This window comes from Bacillus sp. LQ16 (assembly GCF_057784645.1).
In genome coordinates, this window is sequence record NZ_CM173491.1 from 3,542,439 (window position 1) to 3,556,953 (window position 14,515).

Below are 14,515 nucleotides of genomic sequence, written 5' to 3' on the forward strand. Positions count from 1 at the left end.
ATTGAAGAAAATTATGGAAGAAAGTAGTTGTTACATTCATGCGTCCAACTTTAACAAAGTCTATATCACTTGAAGATTTCGAAAACTATTATTGGTTAAAAGCAGAACTCCAAACATTTTGTCGTGAGAATGGGTTGCCAGCTAGTGGCTCTAAGATCGAAATAACCGAGCGTATCTCACATTATTTAACTACTGGTAAAATATTAAAAAACATCTCTGTTCAAAAGGTGAGTAAAGCTTCCCTATCCTATAAAGACCTTTCTCTTCAAACGATTATTACTAACAATCACCGCTGTAGCGAAGATGTTCGTGCTTTTTTCAAAGAAAAAATCGGAACAAACTTCCGCTTTACAGTAGCTCTTCAAAAATTTTTCAAAGAGAATGTTGGAAAAACATATGAAGACGCAATAACGTTTTGGTATGAAGAAAACGAACGAAAAAAAGATCCTACTTATAAAACAACTATCAGCTCTCAGTTTGAATACAATCGTTTCACTCGCGACTTTTTCGAAGATCCAAATAACAAAGGGAAATCAAAAGCTGATGCGATTGCTGCTTGGAACGAAATGAAAGCGAAGCCTGGTAGCAATATTTATGTTCCTCAAAAAGTAGACAACTAGTTACCTCACTAGTCTTCTACTTTCTCAAATAATAGCGCAATCCCTATCCCGCCTCCAATTCCTAATGTAGCAATTCCATATTTCATAGACTCTCTTTGTGCCTGATAAAACAAACGTGTTACAAGCATAGCACCAGATGCACCGTACGGATGACCGAGCGCAATTGCTCCACCATTTACATTTACTTTTTCGTACGGAATTTGTAACTCTTTTGCACAAGCAACAACCTTTGAGGCGAATGCTTCATTTATTTCAAAATAATCGATGTCCTCTACTTTTACATTCATTTCGTTTAATAATTTGTTCACCGCAAATATCGGACCAGTCCCCGGAAGATTTGGATCTACTCCCACTACAGCACTACGAACGAAACGAAGTACAGGCTTGTATCCTAATTTTCGGGCTTGCCCCTCTTCCATTACAAGAACGGCACATGCTCCATCATTTACACCACATGAATTCCCCGCCGTTACTGTACCATTTTGTAAAAATGCAGGTTTTGTTCTTTTAATCATTCGTTCATAATTCATTTCTGGCTTTATAGATTCATCTAATAATCCATTAAAAGAAAATATTTCATCATGTATATATCCTTTTTCTAACGCTTGCAGTGTCCGCTTATAACTAAGACAAGCATACTCGTCTTGCATTTCTCTCGTGATGTTATAACGTTCTGCAACATATTCAGCCGCTACTCCCATGTCAGGATCACCAATTGTTTCAGGTGAAAATCGTGCTCTTTTTTGAAAAGGTGACGTACTTGTACTCTCTACTCCCCCGGCGATATAACACTTACCTGCCCCGCCTTGAATGAGATAACACGCAGTTCGAATTGCTTCTAAACCAGCACCACATTGCCGATCAATCGTTACACCAGGAATATGATAGCCAAGTCCCGCCTCTAAAGCAGATAGTCTCGCAATATTCCCTCCTGGCCCAACAACATTACCTAATATGACATCATCTATTTCCCTCTCAATCCCTTTACTTAAAAACGTAAGAAGCGGCGTTGCTAATTGCTGAACTTCATACTCTTTTAACATCCCATTCTTCTTACCAATAGGTGTTCTTTTCGCCTCTACAATAACTGCTCTATTCATATATTTTCTCCCGGTTTTCAATCATACTTTTTGCTTCCATACGAGCGATTTTCCCACTATTTGTATAAGGTATTCCATCTACAAAATGCCATTCTTTCGGTATTTTAAAAGAGGATAATCTCTGTAAGCAAAAACTCTTTAATTGTTGTTTCGTAGCACTTCCTTTTACAATCGCGACGGGCTTTTCACCCCAGTAACTATCTTTCACACCAATTACAACTATTTCATCGACAGCTGGGTGTTCATGTAATACACTTTCTATTTCTTCTGGATAAATATTGACTCCTCCAAATAAAATCATATTCTTCTCTCTACCAACAATATATATAAAGCCTTCTTCATCTTCATAGCCTACATCTCGCACTGTCATCCAACCTTCTGCATTCAACTCCCGTGTTAAAACCCCATCTATTATGTATCCCATAAAAAACTGATCACTTTTCACATAAACAGTTCCTATTTCACCTTTTTGTACTTCTTCGCCTGCTTCATTACATATTCGAACTTGCACATTATGACAAGGTTTTCCTACTGAATTTGGCCTTCTTTCGCTTTCTGCATCGACTAGTGCTGTTACAAAACTTAACTCTGATGCACCATAAAATTCATATCTTTTCGCATAAGGAAATATATTCTTTATTTTTTCTTTCGCTTCAGCTTCCCATTTCGCTCCTGACGAAATAATTTTCACTTTATTTTCTATTACTCTATTTTCTTTATATAAAGATTCAAGCATTGTCGGAACTGTATACATAACTGATATATTTTCAGTTTCTAACTTATCTAGTACTTGATTTGGAATGAACTTTCTCATAATGTACACCGTTTGTCCTACATATAATGCACTTATTGCCCCGTATAAGAAAAGAGAATGAACGAGCGTCCCAGCTATTAAAATCGAATCCTCCCTTTTCATATAAAAGTCATGTACATTACAATCAAAACTATGAACCCACGATTGTTGTGCACGTAAAAATGCCTTTGCTGTTCCTGTTGATCCTGATGTAAATCCCATATAAAAAGGAGCATGTTGTACACTTTCTACAGTGGAATATGTAGGAAGATATTTCTCTATCATTCTTTTCCACTCATCAATTTCAATTACTCTTCCTTCTTCATCCAATAGATCATTCACCTTATATCGTTCTGTCACAATCATATCCGGATTACTAATTTCAATTCTTTCTCTGAGCTCATCTTGTTTCCACTTTATATCTAACGGAACACAAACCCACCCGGCCATAGCGGCACCAGAAAATAGTTGTAAAAACTCTATACGATTTTCTAATAGGATTGCTATCGTTTTATTCTTCGATTTTTTTTCATTTAACCAGCTTGCTACTTTACAAACTGATTCAAACCACTCTTTATATGTTAAAACTCTATCATTCTCCTTTATCGCTATTTTATTTGGTTGTAAAGAGGCATGCTTTTTATATTCTTTTGTAATCCCCATATGAGACGTCCTTTCTTTACAATAATAATAAAAAGAAACACGCAATTAACGTGTTTCTTCCCTTTATCATCCCGCATTTGTATATTTTCCATTCTTTAAAGCGGGCGTAATAATATGTTTCAATGAACGATGTAATTTTGTTACGAGAACTGCCGCAATAATTGCTTTTATACAATCCCCTGGTAAAAACACAGCACTCACTTTCATTGTCTCCCATACAGAAACATCCATTAAGAACGCTTGTACAGTAATACCAAATACATAAACTACGAAAATACCACCAATTATATTAATACATAATACTTTTATAATAGAAACTTCACGTAAACGCTCAATTAAATAACCAATAACAAACGCCCCAATGATGTAACCAAGTAAATATCCTGCACTTGGTCCAACAAATACACCAAGGCCACCGCGTCCACCAGCAAGCAATGGTGCTCCAACTCCTACAATAAGTAAGAAAATAAGCTGACTTAACGCACCTAGACGTGATCCTAACAACCCACCCGCAAGCATAACACCGAGTGATTGCAATGTAATTGGAACTGGTGTAATAGAAAGAGCAATCGGAGGTATTAACCCTAACACTCCCATAATAGAACTAAATAAAGCGACAAAAACTAAGTTTTTTGTATTCATATTTGCTTCTCCTATTTGTAAACTTAAAATTTATTTTAGGTAACATATCACAAAAATTATATTATCTTTCCACTCCTCTTTTGTCAACCATTAATGTATTAGAGTTTACAAATAGAAATTCACTTATTTCTCTCTATGCAAATGCTCCAGTTCTTTCCGAAGCGCCTGTTTTAAAAACTTCCCAACAGATGTTTTCGGTATTTCTTCCATAAAGACAATATCGTCTGGCAACCACCACTTCGCAAACTGTGGTTTTAAAAACTCATATATTTCTTCTTTTGTAACCGTACTATTTTTCTTTTGAACAACGCAGGCAATTGGTCGCTCTTGCCACTGAGGGTGAGGAACTGCAACGACAGCCGCTTCAAATATAGCATCATGTGCCATTAAAGCATTTTCAAGATCGACCGAAGAAATCCATTCTCCCCCGCTTTTAATAACATCCTTCGTACGGTCAACAATTTTCACGCAACCTTCCTCATCCACTGTAACAACATCACCAGTATATAACCATCCATCGCGAAAACCTTCGACAGTACGATCATCGTTATAATAGCTTGCAGCGATCCAAGGTGCTCGTAAACATAGTTCTCCCATCTCCGTACCGTCCCACTTCACTTCACCATTTGTACCGACTACTTTCATCTCTACACCAGGGACAAGATACCCTTGCTTTGATCTAATTTCTAATTGCTCTTCATACGATAATTCTGTTTCATAACTTTTTAAACGTGCAAGTGTTACGAGTGGGCTTGTTTCGGTCATACCATATGCATGGATGAAAGGAACATTGTGTTTCTGTTCAAATGCTTTAATAACACTTTTCGGTGCGGCTGCACCACCACATAGTATTCTCGTCATACTAGATAAATCATAACTATTATTTTCTAACTCTTGTAATACACCGAGCCAAATTGTCGGCACACCGGCAGCTAACGTCACTTTTTCAGATTGGATCATTTCTAATAAAATTTTCGGCGTAAACATCGGTCCTGGAAGAACTTGTTTTGATCCAAACCAAGTAGCAGCGAAAGGAAGTCCCCAAGCATTCACATGGAACATCGGTACAATTGCCATCGCCGCGTCACTTTCCGATAAAGCAGCTGTATCCGCTAAACCGAGTGCCATGCAATGCAGTACAGTACTACGATGCGTATATACAACACCTTTTGGATTTCCTGTAGTCGCTGACGTATAACACATACCAGCAGGTGTATTTTCATCAATATCTTTTACAAATTGGAAAGTTGGATCGCCTTCTTCTAATAGCTTTTCATAATGATATACAGGCTTCAGCGTAGTATTTGGGAGTTCATCTTTATCAGTCATAATAATGTAAGCTTGTACAGTTGATAATTGTGATTGAATATTTTCAACGAGTGGTACGAGATCTTCATCAATAAGTAAAATTCGATCTTCTGCATGCTGAATAATGTATGAAATATGTTGAGGAGATAAACGAATATTAATTGTGTGTAAAACGGAAGCAATACCAGGAATAGCAAAATACGCTTCCACATGCCGATGATGGTTCCATGCTAACGTTCCTACACGTTCACCTTCTTTAATTCCAAGCTTTTTCAACGCACTGGAAAGTCTTCTCGTTCTTTCCCCTAACTGCTTATACGTTAACGCTGTAACTGTATCATGTGTCCGTGAAACAATTTCTTTCTTCGAAAACAGTTTCTCTGCTCTTTCCATCATAGAACTAATTGTTAGCGGTACATTCATCATCATATTGGTTATGTCCCCCTTTAAAACGTTTTCATTTTTCGTTTATTATAGCAGACTTCTACAAATGATTACGACATTTTTCTGTATTTTCTGAATTATTTCTTTGGAAATAATTCAGAACGATAAAAAACATGTTTTGAATACATTGATTCGAAACATGTTTTTTATTTTTTATAAACTATCTACCTTTTTCCTTACTTTCTTTTTCAGTTTAAAAATAAAACGATTACTGTATTCCTTATTTTCTACTAAAATCCGATACGTCTCTAACACTCCTAACACACGTACAAAAAGATAAACTCCGATAGCAATAAGTACAACACAGTACGGATAATACTGCACTAATTCTCCTGAAGTGATATGCTTTTCCTCAAACAAAAACGGTATTGCGCCTGCGGCAATAAAACAAAATCCAACAATCACCACTGCGGCATACTTCTTCTTAATAATCGCATATCTTTTGGTCAATTCTTTTAGAAAGTTTTGATCAAATAGTAGTTCTTCCTTTTTCAATACATTGTATCGACTCTCTTCTATCGTTACAGGTGCCATCATTGCTCCGATCCCAAGCACTGCAATGATAATGACAAGAAACGTAGACATTGTTGCATTTTCTTTAAATAATAAGTACGGTATTGTAGATAAAATAAGCAAGCTAAATCCTAATGCAATATATTTAGAAATTTTTTGTCCATACACTATATACCCTTCTGCCATTTCCTTACTTACATAATAACCATTTTCCTTTTCGTTACTTTGCTCAGCAGTTTCTTTTAATAAATAGTCAAGTGATACTTCAAATACATTTCCAATCATTATTAACTTTTCAGTTTCAGGAAAACCTTGACCGTTTTCCCATTTACTAACCGCTTGCCTTGTTGTGTTTAATTTCTCGGCTAATGCTTCTTGAGAAAGACCCTTTTCTTTTCTTAATTTAAAAAGCTTCTCACCAAATCCCATATGTGTGTCCCCCTTCGTTTTCTTAACTAAATTGTATGTAAACATTGCTCTTACCTCTATCTTCCTGCGGTTGCACTTTGTCAACTTACGGTTGCGATTGTGTTATATAGCGGTTTTGTATACGATTTAGCTATTATTCTTCTATGATTATGGCGTTAATAAACCACCCTCTCCCAATAACCAATTATAACAATTAAAGGTAATTATTGTTATAAAAAATCAAAAAACTCCTTTATTCATTTAAAGGAGTTTTAAATATGAAATATTCCAAGAGGAGCTGTTTTTTCTTCCTCCTACTACCTCACAATTTCTTCTATATATTTTTATGTGTCATATAACGAACTATGTACTGTATATGTTTTCATCTCTTTATCTGAGGCATACTCATATATATGTAAAATATTACTCTTATTAACTACCCTAATAAAACCACTACTCAATAATCATAACGGCTTCTGCTTAAACTTTTCATAATGTCGTACTTTTAATGAAAGGATATTTCCGCAGTCTGTACAAATATAAGCATCCACCGGTGAAGATGTGAACATCGTTTCCTTTTTCCGTATTTGTGCATATCCGACAAACTCACCTTCTCCTATGTTTTGAGAACCACAATTAGAGCATGTCTGCACGGCTTTTTGTTTCATGAGAGCACCACCTTTAATCTGTTTCTACTCCCTTCGACAGTTCAATTCCATTTCCCTTCCAAAAAACTTCTTATTCTCCTACATTACAACAGGAATCTCAAAACAAAAATCGTATATATACTATGAAATATATTTATTAACGGAGGAATTTTATGACTACTGTTATGACACTCGATATAGCAACAGAAATTGAAAATGCAGAAATTGATATGCTCTCTTCTAGATTAGAGAGACTACAAACAATAAGCGGAAACCCAATGCAAGTGCAAATGAAAAAATTCGGTAGCGCCACTGCCTTTTCATCAAAAATAATTGCTGGTCCTGCTTTTAATACGGTAAAAGGTATTACAAATGCAGATGCGATTGATGCAATCATTTCTTATTATGAATCACTACAAATCCCTTGTCGTTTTGAAATTACACCAGCTCAAGGGACAGCTGAATTATTTCAATACTTGTCTCAAAAAGGATTTTACCAATCCAGCTTCCATACCGCTTTATATAGTATACCGAGAGTAGATCCATCCCTGCTTCCTGCTAACATTTCAGTACGCCAACTGAAAGAAAATGAATTTCATATTTTGGCAGACATATATGTACGTGGATTTAATATGCCATCCTTTACAAAAGATGGAGTGCGCCAAAATAACAAAATTCTTTACGATAAACCAGGATGGCATTTTTTCATAGCCGAAGTTCAAAATACTCCTGCAGGCATTGGTGTCCTGTACATAAATAATGGGATTGCTTCATTAGCTGCTTCTGCTACTTTGCCAGAATTTCAGCGTAAAGGCTGTCATACTGCATTAATTCAAAAGCGAATTGAAACAGCTATTGAATCCAATTGTAATTTAATAGTTGGACAAGCAAGGTTCGGTAGCGGCAGTCAAAATAACATGGAACGTGCCCACATGAAAATTGCTTATACAAAATCAATATGGACCGCAAAAGACATATAATTTACTTTATTTCTCCTTCCGTTACATTTTTAAACATTTTATGACAAATCCTTTTCTATCCTATTAATCATTTGAATATTCAAACTAGATTTGTTACGCTATTACTAGATACATCATTCAACTTGCAATATGAAAAGAAAATTCTAATCAAACTACAAGGAGGAGAAATGTATGACTAAGCACGAACACGGTTTAAAAGAAAAAGTAGAAGGTGCCATCGATAAGGTAAAGGGCGAAGTAAAAGAAGTTGTCGGGAAAGTAACTGACAATAAGAAGTTACAAGCTGAAGGAAAATGGGATAAGGTGAAAGGCACTGCTAAAGATACAGTCGGTAATGTGAAAGAAAAAGTACATGAATATAAGGAACATAAATAACAAAAAAACGTTAGATGCATTTTCATCTAACGTGTTTTTTATTTTACTTTATATATAATGAACCAAATAACATACGATATTTTTTTATTTCTCTATACTCTTTGTAAGTGGTTCTTTAAAGACATTTCTATTCCATACAGCAAAAATAATAAGAGAAATAATAAAGAATAAAACAAGACATATACCCAGATAATCAAAATTAACTACCTGTATGAGATTCCAAAACGGTCCCTGTAAATTATAGCTTTCAATAAGCAAAGATAATAGTTGATACCCCCCTATTAAAAAAGCCGTTATAACAGATATTGAGGTAATTAATACATTATATGAATTTCTTATTCGACTATTTTCCATTGCCCACTTATAATTCGTATTCATGAATGTACTATCTAATGTATCCATCAATGACATTCCTGCAGCAAACAAAATGGGAAAAGCAAATATACTGACAAGTGGAATAGATTGACTTGTTGCAGTTACTGTAGAAAGAGCAATTAATCCAATTTCACTCGCTGTATCAAAACCAAGCCCAAATAAAAAACCGATCATATACAATTGCTTCTGACTATCAATAAACGTAAATAAGCGCTGCGTGAAACGGTATATAAATCCCAGGTTTTCTGGCTGTTTGTCCTCTTGACTTCGTAACACTTTAATAAGGTACAACAGATTGGTAAGACCGATAATGATAAGGAATGTACTAGAAACGATTGTACCAATAATACCGCCTATAGTTGAGAAGCTCTCCATTCCATGTTTTGCAGTTTTTCCAATTAAAGCAATTAATACAATCATCACAAATACTACCGTAGAGTGTCCTAATGAGAAGTAAAATCCCACCCCCTGTGAGTTTTTACCTTTTTCAATTAATTTCCGAACAGTATTATCAATTGCGACAATATGATCACTATCAAACGCATGACGCAATCCTAAAGAATATGCAATAATAGCCATTCCGATTATGCTATTACCTTTATACAGTGCTGGTAATAATAAGAGAATTCCAAGCACATGAAGAAATATAATAATAACAAAAAAGTTAGTTGCCTTTTTCAGTTCACTTTTCCACATAGTTACTAGCCCTTTCTACTTTAAATTGAATACTTTTGAAAAAGAAAAGTGCCATAATAAAAACTACAATCGTTATAATAGTCACTAAAATAATTACAAAATTATTTAACACGTCTGTATGATTTGTAAGTGTTAACAGAGCTGGTACTGTTGCAGTAATCCAGGATTCAACGAAGCAAACAATACCTACATAAATATGAATCTTCTTTTTCAATCCATCTTGTAGGAAAAATAAAAACCAAAGGAATGCCCAAAAGAACCAAATTATTGTACTTTGCAGACTTCCACTCTCATGTAATTGATTCACTATTCCCATAACCGTTGCAATGATAGCAACCCAAAGAGAATAGTAACCTACACCTGAAGAATCAAGTTTTAATATATTCGTAAGACCAACATATAAATAAGTAAAACCAAATAAAAAAATAGTTCCATTAGATAGGATAGTCCACTCATCGGATTGACTTCCTGTAAATAATAAATATAATGGTGTCAAAGTTTGTAATGCCCCTACAAATAAATTAAAGTATCCTACACTTTTGCTATCAATGAGTTTAAAAGCTGCTAGTGAATTCATAAATAGAACTGCACCGACAAACAATAATCCCACATTAGTCATAGTATCCCTTCCCTTACTTAATATTTTCGATAGGATGTTAGTTCTTCATGTAGACAATTCTCTCTAACAAAACGATGACACTGAAAAAATATAGACTCGATATCCTCTGTATTATGGCTAAGTATGCGTATGACAAAGCCTTTACATGGTGTAGAAGATATTCCAATTTTCATATTGTTAGTGTTAGATAGTGATGTTTTCAATGCTGCAATTAAATCATTTGTAATGTTCTCATTAATAACTATGAAAGTACCATAATGGGAATATTGATTTAATATTCCCATTTGATCTAACGACTCTTTGAAAGGGTTTAACAATAGATGATCGTATACTACAAGTTTATTTTCCATATATATTTTTGTTAACGAATCAAAATATTGGTATGTGAACTTCTCCATATTTGGCGACCAACCAGGCGTAACTGAATCGCATAAAATCAATGTAGAATTATTTTGCATATATATATTTGTTTTTTGCTTATATGCTGCATCCTTGTACATAATTAACGGGTCTGGTAGATATTCCATAACAGCATTCTCACCAATATAAAAATTCAATTCTTGCAAAGCATAACTATTTGGAGTCTTGTACACTTTCGTTGCCGATTGGCTTGTTATATATGTTTTCGCATCTTTACCAACATTTATATTTATAGAATAGAAATCTCCTTTTAAATAGCCTCCACCAGAATTCATAATATAGTAATATGCTCTACCATACTCGTCCAAATATATTGGCTGCGTTACTTTTAAGGCATCTTTATGATAAACCTTAATAGGTACGGTTTTATGTCTCTTTTCCATCACATCAATATTTAAGACACCTGTAGGGGATTTCATTTTTTCAATCCTTCTAACATAATGTTTTGTCGCATCCAATTTATTAATTCTTGTAAACCTTCCTCATCCTTCAAATTTGTAAAAAAGTATGGTTTATTATGTCGGTAATTTTTCGTATCCTGCTCCATAACTCCAAGATCAGCCCCTACATAAGGTGCCAAATCCGTTTTATTAATCACAAATACATCAGATTTGATCATTCCTTGTCCACCTTTACGCGGAATCTTTTCTCCCTGTGCCACATCAATAATATAAATTGAAAAATCCACTAGCTCCGGACTAAATGTGGCAGCTAAATTATCACCCCCACTTTCAATAAAAATAATATCTAAATTATTATGTCTCATCATAAGTTCTTCAATTGCTTCAAAATTCATAGAGGCGTCCTCTCGAATTGCTGTATGCGGGCACCCTCCTGTCTCTACACCAATAATTCTATCTTCTGGTAAAACACCTGTTTTCAATAAAATTTTTGCATCTTCTTTCGTATAAATATCGTTTGTAATTGCTGCAATTTCATAATCTGTATTTAGATGTTTTGTTAACTTTTCAACTAACATTGTTTTCCCAGCACCTACTGGGCCACCGATACCAATTCTAATAGGCTTTATCATTTTATTTTTTCCTCCCTATGACATGAAGACCCTTACATTTACATCTTCATGTTGCATTTGATTTATTTCGAATTCAGGATCATTCAATCCAAAATCCTCTAATGAAAGTATTTGAATTCTATCAATAGATTCACAGATTAATTCATGGCATTCTTGTAATAGTTTTTGACCATCTGTTTGTCCAAGAGGAATGGCTCTCACACCGTTTTGAATTATACTTCCAACACTTGAGTATAAGAAAACTAAGAGCGTTTCTTCTATTGTCATTTTCAATTCCGCCCCTAATATTCCGTATACGATACTCGGATGACCTTGTAATTTATTACCCATAATATTTTCTTTATATATATTTAAATTTACAAATGAGAACAATTCACACAATAATTTAGAAGTACTTTTACTAATCATTCTATTTGCTTTTCTACATTCAAAAGGCAGTGTTTGTGCTGTTATTAAATCATCTAAAAATGTAATTTGTTCTCTCTCATTAGTCTTAATTGCTTCGTAAGTATATTTGCAAATTAAGCCATCCGTGTATGTTAATTGGACTTTTATATATCGATTAACCCATTTGAAAAATTCGGCTTTATTTGTAACTTGTCCCTCTTGAATAAATGTTTCTAATCCAAAAGAGTGACTAAAACTTCCTGTTGGGAAGTTCGAATCACTAATTTGGAGTAGGTTAAGTAGGTTAAATATGTTTGTGCGAAGCATGCTTGAACGGTTTTGGTAATACTCTATTTTCTTTTTGATAAGGAACACCTTCCTTTTTAAGTAAATCTTCTACTAAGTAGTCGTTCGCCAAAATCATGCACCCTTCATCGAATTGTGCTGGTAAATGTCTATTCCCTAAGTTATGAGCAATAATCCCCATTTCTTTTATTGATTTTGGAGTAATTACAATTACCTCTTCTGGTAATACTTCAATATACACAATTCGATTTTCATCTTCATATAAAATATCACCGTTCTTTAATGTTTCTCCACTATCTAAAGACACCCCAATTTCAAAACCAGATTCTGAATATAATTTCTGAACTCTCTTCAGTAAAAGCTCACTAGAAATTAATATCTTATCAAGATGCTTTTTTGTGTTTGAGAAATCATTCATATTGCATACGTTGTTATTAATTTTTTCAATAATCATTTTATCTCCCCCGTTATATCAAAATAAAAAATATCTTTGAGCCATAGGTAGTACATCTACTGCTTCACACGTGATTACTTGTCCATCAACTTTAACTTCATATGTCTGCGGATCTACTTCAATTTCTGGTGTTGCATTATTTAGCTTCATATCTTGCTTCGAAATCTCTCTCGTATTTTTAACAGGTAATACAACTTTATTTAAACCTAATTTTTCTTTAATATTATTCTCATAAGCTACTTTCGATACAAATGTAATCGAACTTGACTGTACTGCTTTTCCATATGCACCAAACATCTTTTTTTCGTAATATGGTTGTGGGGTAGGAATTGAAGCATTCTCGTCTCCCATTAATGCCATCACTACCATTCCGTTTTTCAAAACCATATCTGGCTTAACACCGAAAAATTGTGGATCCCATATTACAAGGTCTGCATACTTTCCTATTTCAATAGAGCCCACGTATTCTGAAATCCCATGTGTAATAGCTGGATTAATTGTATACTTAGCTATATAACGTTGAATTCTATTATTATCGTTATATTCTTTATCTCCCTCTAAACTACCAATCTGCTTTTTCATTTTATCGGCGGTTTGCCAATTGCGAATAATAACCTCGCCAACCCTTCCCATCGCCTGTGAGTCAGAGCTAATCATGCTGAAAACCCCTAGATCTTGCAAAATATCCTCTGCCGCGATTGTTTCTTTTCGAATCCTTGAATCTGCAAACATTACATCTTCTGGAATATTCGCTTTTAAATGATGACATACCATGAGCATATCTAAATGTTCATCCAGCGTATTCACTGTATATGGCAAGGTCGGGTTCGTTGATGATGGTAAAATATTATTCAGCGCAGCAATCTTTATAATATCTGGTGCATGCCCACCTCCAGCTCCTTCAGTGTGGTACGTATGAATAACACGATTATCAATAGCTTTTATCGTTTCTTCCACAAAACCACATTCATTTAAAGTATCCGTATGAATAGAGACTTGAATATCATATTTATCAGCAATCTGTAACGAGTGATTAATTGCTGATGAAGTTGCTCCCCAATCTTCATGGATTTTCAATCCGATAGCCCCTGCAAATATTTGTTCTTCCAGGGCAGGTAGACTTGAACTATTTCCTTTCCCTAAAAACCCAAGGTTTACAGGAAAAGCTTCTGCTGCTTCTAGCATTTTTCTTAAGTTCCAAGATCCAGGTGTTATTGTAGTTGCCTTAGTCCCTTCTGCCGGTCCTGTTCCCCCACCAATTAAAGTTGTTATACCTGAAGCTAATGCTGTATCAATTTGTTGTGGGGATATGAAATGCACATGTGTATCAATACCTCCAGCTGTAACGATTTTCCGCTCACCAGAAATTACTTCCGTTGATGTTCCAATGATGATATCAATGTTATCCATAACTGAAGGATTACCACTCTTACCTATTGCTGAAATCTTTCCATCTTTTATACCAACATCCGCTTTATATATTCCTGTATAATCAATAATAATTGCATTCGTAATAACAACATCCACAACCCCCTGTTCTCTTGTAAGTTGTGAATTTTGTCCCATACCATCCCTAATTGATTTTCCTCCACCAAAGACAGCTTCATCACCATATACAGTGGCATTTCGATCAACATGTGCGAACAATTGTGTATCCGCTAAACGAATAGAATCTCCTGTAGTTGGACCATATAAATCAGCATATTGTTTACGTGACATCTTAAAACTCATG

16 protein-coding genes are annotated in these 14,515 nt (G+C 34.7%); 3 read left to right on the forward strand and 13 right to left on the reverse strand.

What is annotated here, in order from left to right; translation table 11 throughout:
* Positions 1-38: 38 nt before the first annotated feature.
* Complete coding sequence (locus AC3EMB_RS17700) at positions 39-620, forward strand: DUF6434 domain-containing protein (protein ID WP_488517204.1); 582 nt, start codon at positions 39-41, stop codon at positions 618-620.
* Positions 621-628: 8 nt separating this feature from the next.
* Here the strand turns inward: AC3EMB_RS17700 and AC3EMB_RS17705 are convergent, their stop codons facing one another.
* From AC3EMB_RS17705 to AC3EMB_RS17730, 6 genes are all read right to left on the reverse strand, one after another.
* A complete protein-coding gene (locus AC3EMB_RS17705) occupies positions 629-1,720 on the reverse strand; it encodes an acetyl-CoA C-acyltransferase (protein ID WP_048655773.1) in 1,092 nt (363 codons plus the stop codon).
* Positions 1,713-3,176 (reverse strand): acyl-CoA synthetase, encoded by a 1,464-nt coding sequence (locus AC3EMB_RS17710; protein WP_053563823.1) that lies wholly within the window; start codon positions 3,174-3,176, stop codon positions 1,713-1,715. The genes AC3EMB_RS17705 and AC3EMB_RS17710 overlap by 8 nt, the downstream gene beginning before the upstream one ends.
* Positions 3,177-3,242: 66 nt before the next feature.
* A complete protein-coding gene (locus tag AC3EMB_RS17715) occupies positions 3,243-3,818 on the reverse strand; it encodes a biotin transporter BioY (protein WP_001093334.1) in 576 nt (191 codons plus the stop codon).
* Positions 3,819-3,941: 123 nt separating this feature from the next.
* Positions 3,942-5,555 carry a long-chain fatty acid--CoA ligase gene (locus AC3EMB_RS17720; RefSeq protein ID WP_423097262.1) on the reverse strand — a complete coding sequence of 538 codons (1,614 nt, stop codon included), beginning with the start codon at positions 5,553-5,555 and terminating at the stop codon, positions 3,942-3,944.
* A gap of 168 nt (positions 5,556-5,723) precedes the next feature.
* Positions 5,724-6,512, reverse strand: a complete 789-nt coding sequence (locus AC3EMB_RS17725) for a helix-turn-helix domain-containing protein (RefSeq protein WP_366987592.1) — start codon at positions 6,510-6,512, stop codon at positions 5,724-5,726.
* 443 nt (positions 6,513-6,955) lie between these two features.
* Positions 6,956-7,159: a hypothetical protein gene (locus AC3EMB_RS17730; RefSeq protein WP_000810194.1), complete on the reverse strand. Its 204-nt coding sequence runs from the start codon at positions 7,157-7,159 to the stop codon at positions 6,956-6,958.
* 152 nt (positions 7,160-7,311) lie between these two features.
* Here AC3EMB_RS17730 and AC3EMB_RS17735 point away from each other — a divergent pair, with 152 nt between their 5' ends.
* Both AC3EMB_RS17735 and AC3EMB_RS17740 read left to right on the forward strand, forming a co-directional pair.
* The gene (locus AC3EMB_RS17735) at positions 7,312-8,118 is read left to right on the forward strand and encodes a GNAT family N-acetyltransferase (protein WP_327905543.1); all 807 of its coding nucleotides are present in this window, start codon (positions 7,312-7,314) and stop codon (positions 8,116-8,118) included.
* A 171-nt stretch (positions 8,119-8,289) separates the two neighbouring features.
* Positions 8,290-8,493, forward strand: coding sequence for a CsbD family protein (locus AC3EMB_RS17740; RefSeq protein ID WP_095690377.1), 204 nt, complete (start codon positions 8,290-8,292; stop codon positions 8,491-8,493).
* 84 nt (positions 8,494-8,577) lie between these two features.
* Here the strand turns inward: AC3EMB_RS17740 and AC3EMB_RS17745 are convergent, their stop codons facing one another.
* The 7 genes from AC3EMB_RS17745 to ureC are packed head-to-tail and all read right to left on the reverse strand — an operon-like array spanning position 8,578 to position 14,514.
* A complete protein-coding gene (locus AC3EMB_RS17745; protein ID WP_071731640.1) occupies positions 8,578-9,564 on the reverse strand; it encodes a HoxN/HupN/NixA family nickel/cobalt transporter in 987 nt (328 codons plus the stop codon).
* Positions 9,551-10,183, reverse strand: a complete 633-nt coding sequence (locus AC3EMB_RS17750) for an AmiS/UreI family transporter (RefSeq protein ID WP_048655778.1) — start codon at positions 10,181-10,183, stop codon at positions 9,551-9,553. Before AC3EMB_RS17750 ends, AC3EMB_RS17745 begins: the two co-directional genes overlap by 14 nt.
* A 17-nt stretch (positions 10,184-10,200) precedes the next feature.
* Positions 10,201-11,022, reverse strand: a complete 822-nt coding sequence (locus AC3EMB_RS17755; RefSeq protein ID WP_048655779.1) for an urease accessory protein UreD — start codon at positions 11,020-11,022, stop codon at positions 10,201-10,203.
* Positions 11,019-11,636 (reverse strand): urease accessory protein UreG, encoded by a 618-nt coding sequence (gene ureG, locus AC3EMB_RS17760; protein ID WP_016080654.1) that lies wholly within the window; start codon positions 11,634-11,636, stop codon positions 11,019-11,021. Before ureG ends, AC3EMB_RS17755 begins: the two co-directional genes overlap by 4 nt.
* Positions 11,637-11,651: 15 nt before the next feature.
* A complete protein-coding gene (locus tag AC3EMB_RS17765) occupies positions 11,652-12,350 on the reverse strand; it encodes an urease accessory protein UreF (RefSeq protein WP_095690375.1) in 699 nt (232 codons plus the stop codon).
* Positions 12,328-12,783 carry an urease accessory protein UreE gene (locus AC3EMB_RS17770; RefSeq protein ID WP_000582805.1) on the reverse strand — a complete coding sequence of 152 codons (456 nt, stop codon included), beginning with the start codon at positions 12,781-12,783 and terminating at the stop codon, positions 12,328-12,330. The genes AC3EMB_RS17765 and AC3EMB_RS17770 overlap by 23 nt, the downstream gene beginning before the upstream one ends.
* 18 nt (positions 12,784-12,801) lie before the next feature.
* Positions 12,802-14,514 (reverse strand): urease subunit alpha, encoded by a 1,713-nt coding sequence (ureC, locus tag AC3EMB_RS17775; protein WP_488517205.1) that lies wholly within the window; start codon positions 14,512-14,514, stop codon positions 12,802-12,804.
* Between the last annotated feature and the right edge of the window lies 1 nt (position 14,515).

Excerpts from the sequence above, each read along its gene's own strand:
- AC3EMB_RS17710 (WP_053563823.1), bottom strand. The coding sequence starts at position 3,176 with ATGGGGATTACAAAAGAATATAAAAAGCATGCCTCTTTACAACCAAAT.
- AC3EMB_RS17745 (WP_071731640.1), bottom strand. The coding sequence starts at position 9,564 with ATGTGGAAAAGTGAACTGAAAAAGGCAACTAACTTTTTTGTTATTATT.
- AC3EMB_RS17750 (WP_048655778.1), bottom strand. The coding sequence starts at position 10,183 with ATGACTAATGTGGGATTATTGTTTGTCGGTGCAGTTCTATTTATGAAT.
- AC3EMB_RS17730 (WP_000810194.1), bottom strand. The coding sequence starts at position 7,159 with ATGAAACAAAAAGCCGTGCAGACATGCTCTAATTGTGGTTCTCAAAAC.
- AC3EMB_RS17720 (WP_423097262.1), bottom strand. The coding sequence starts at position 5,555 with ATGATGATGAATGTACCGCTAACAATTAGTTCTATGATGGAAAGAGCA.
- AC3EMB_RS17715 (WP_001093334.1), bottom strand. The coding sequence starts at position 3,818 with ATGAATACAAAAAACTTAGTTTTTGTCGCTTTATTTAGTTCTATTATG.
- AC3EMB_RS17725 (WP_366987592.1), bottom strand. The coding sequence starts at position 6,512 with ATGGGATTTGGTGAGAAGCTTTTTAAATTAAGAAAAGAAAAGGGTCTT.
- ureG (WP_016080654.1), bottom strand. The coding sequence starts at position 11,636 with ATGATAAAGCCTATTAGAATTGGTATCGGTGGCCCAGTAGGTGCTGGG.
- AC3EMB_RS17700 (WP_488517204.1), top strand. The coding sequence starts at position 39 with ATGCGTCCAACTTTAACAAAGTCTATATCACTTGAAGATTTCGAAAAC.
- AC3EMB_RS17770 (WP_000582805.1), bottom strand. The coding sequence starts at position 12,783 with ATGATTATTGAAAAAATTAATAACAACGTATGCAATATGAATGATTTC.
- ureC (WP_488517205.1), bottom strand. The coding sequence starts at position 14,514 with ATGAGTTTTAAGATGTCACGTAAACAATATGCTGATTTATATGGTCCA.
- AC3EMB_RS17765 (WP_095690375.1), bottom strand. The coding sequence starts at position 12,350 with ATGCTTCGCACAAACATATTTAACCTACTTAACCTACTCCAAATTAGT.
- AC3EMB_RS17755 (WP_048655779.1), bottom strand. The coding sequence starts at position 11,022 with ATGAAATCCCCTACAGGTGTCTTAAATATTGATGTGATGGAAAAGAGA.
- AC3EMB_RS17740 (WP_095690377.1), top strand. The coding sequence starts at position 8,290 with ATGACTAAGCACGAACACGGTTTAAAAGAAAAAGTAGAAGGTGCCATC.
- AC3EMB_RS17735 (WP_327905543.1), top strand. The coding sequence starts at position 7,312 with ATGACTACTGTTATGACACTCGATATAGCAACAGAAATTGAAAATGCA.
- AC3EMB_RS17705 (WP_048655773.1), bottom strand. The coding sequence starts at position 1,720 with ATGAATAGAGCAGTTATTGTAGAGGCGAAAAGAACACCTATTGGTAAG.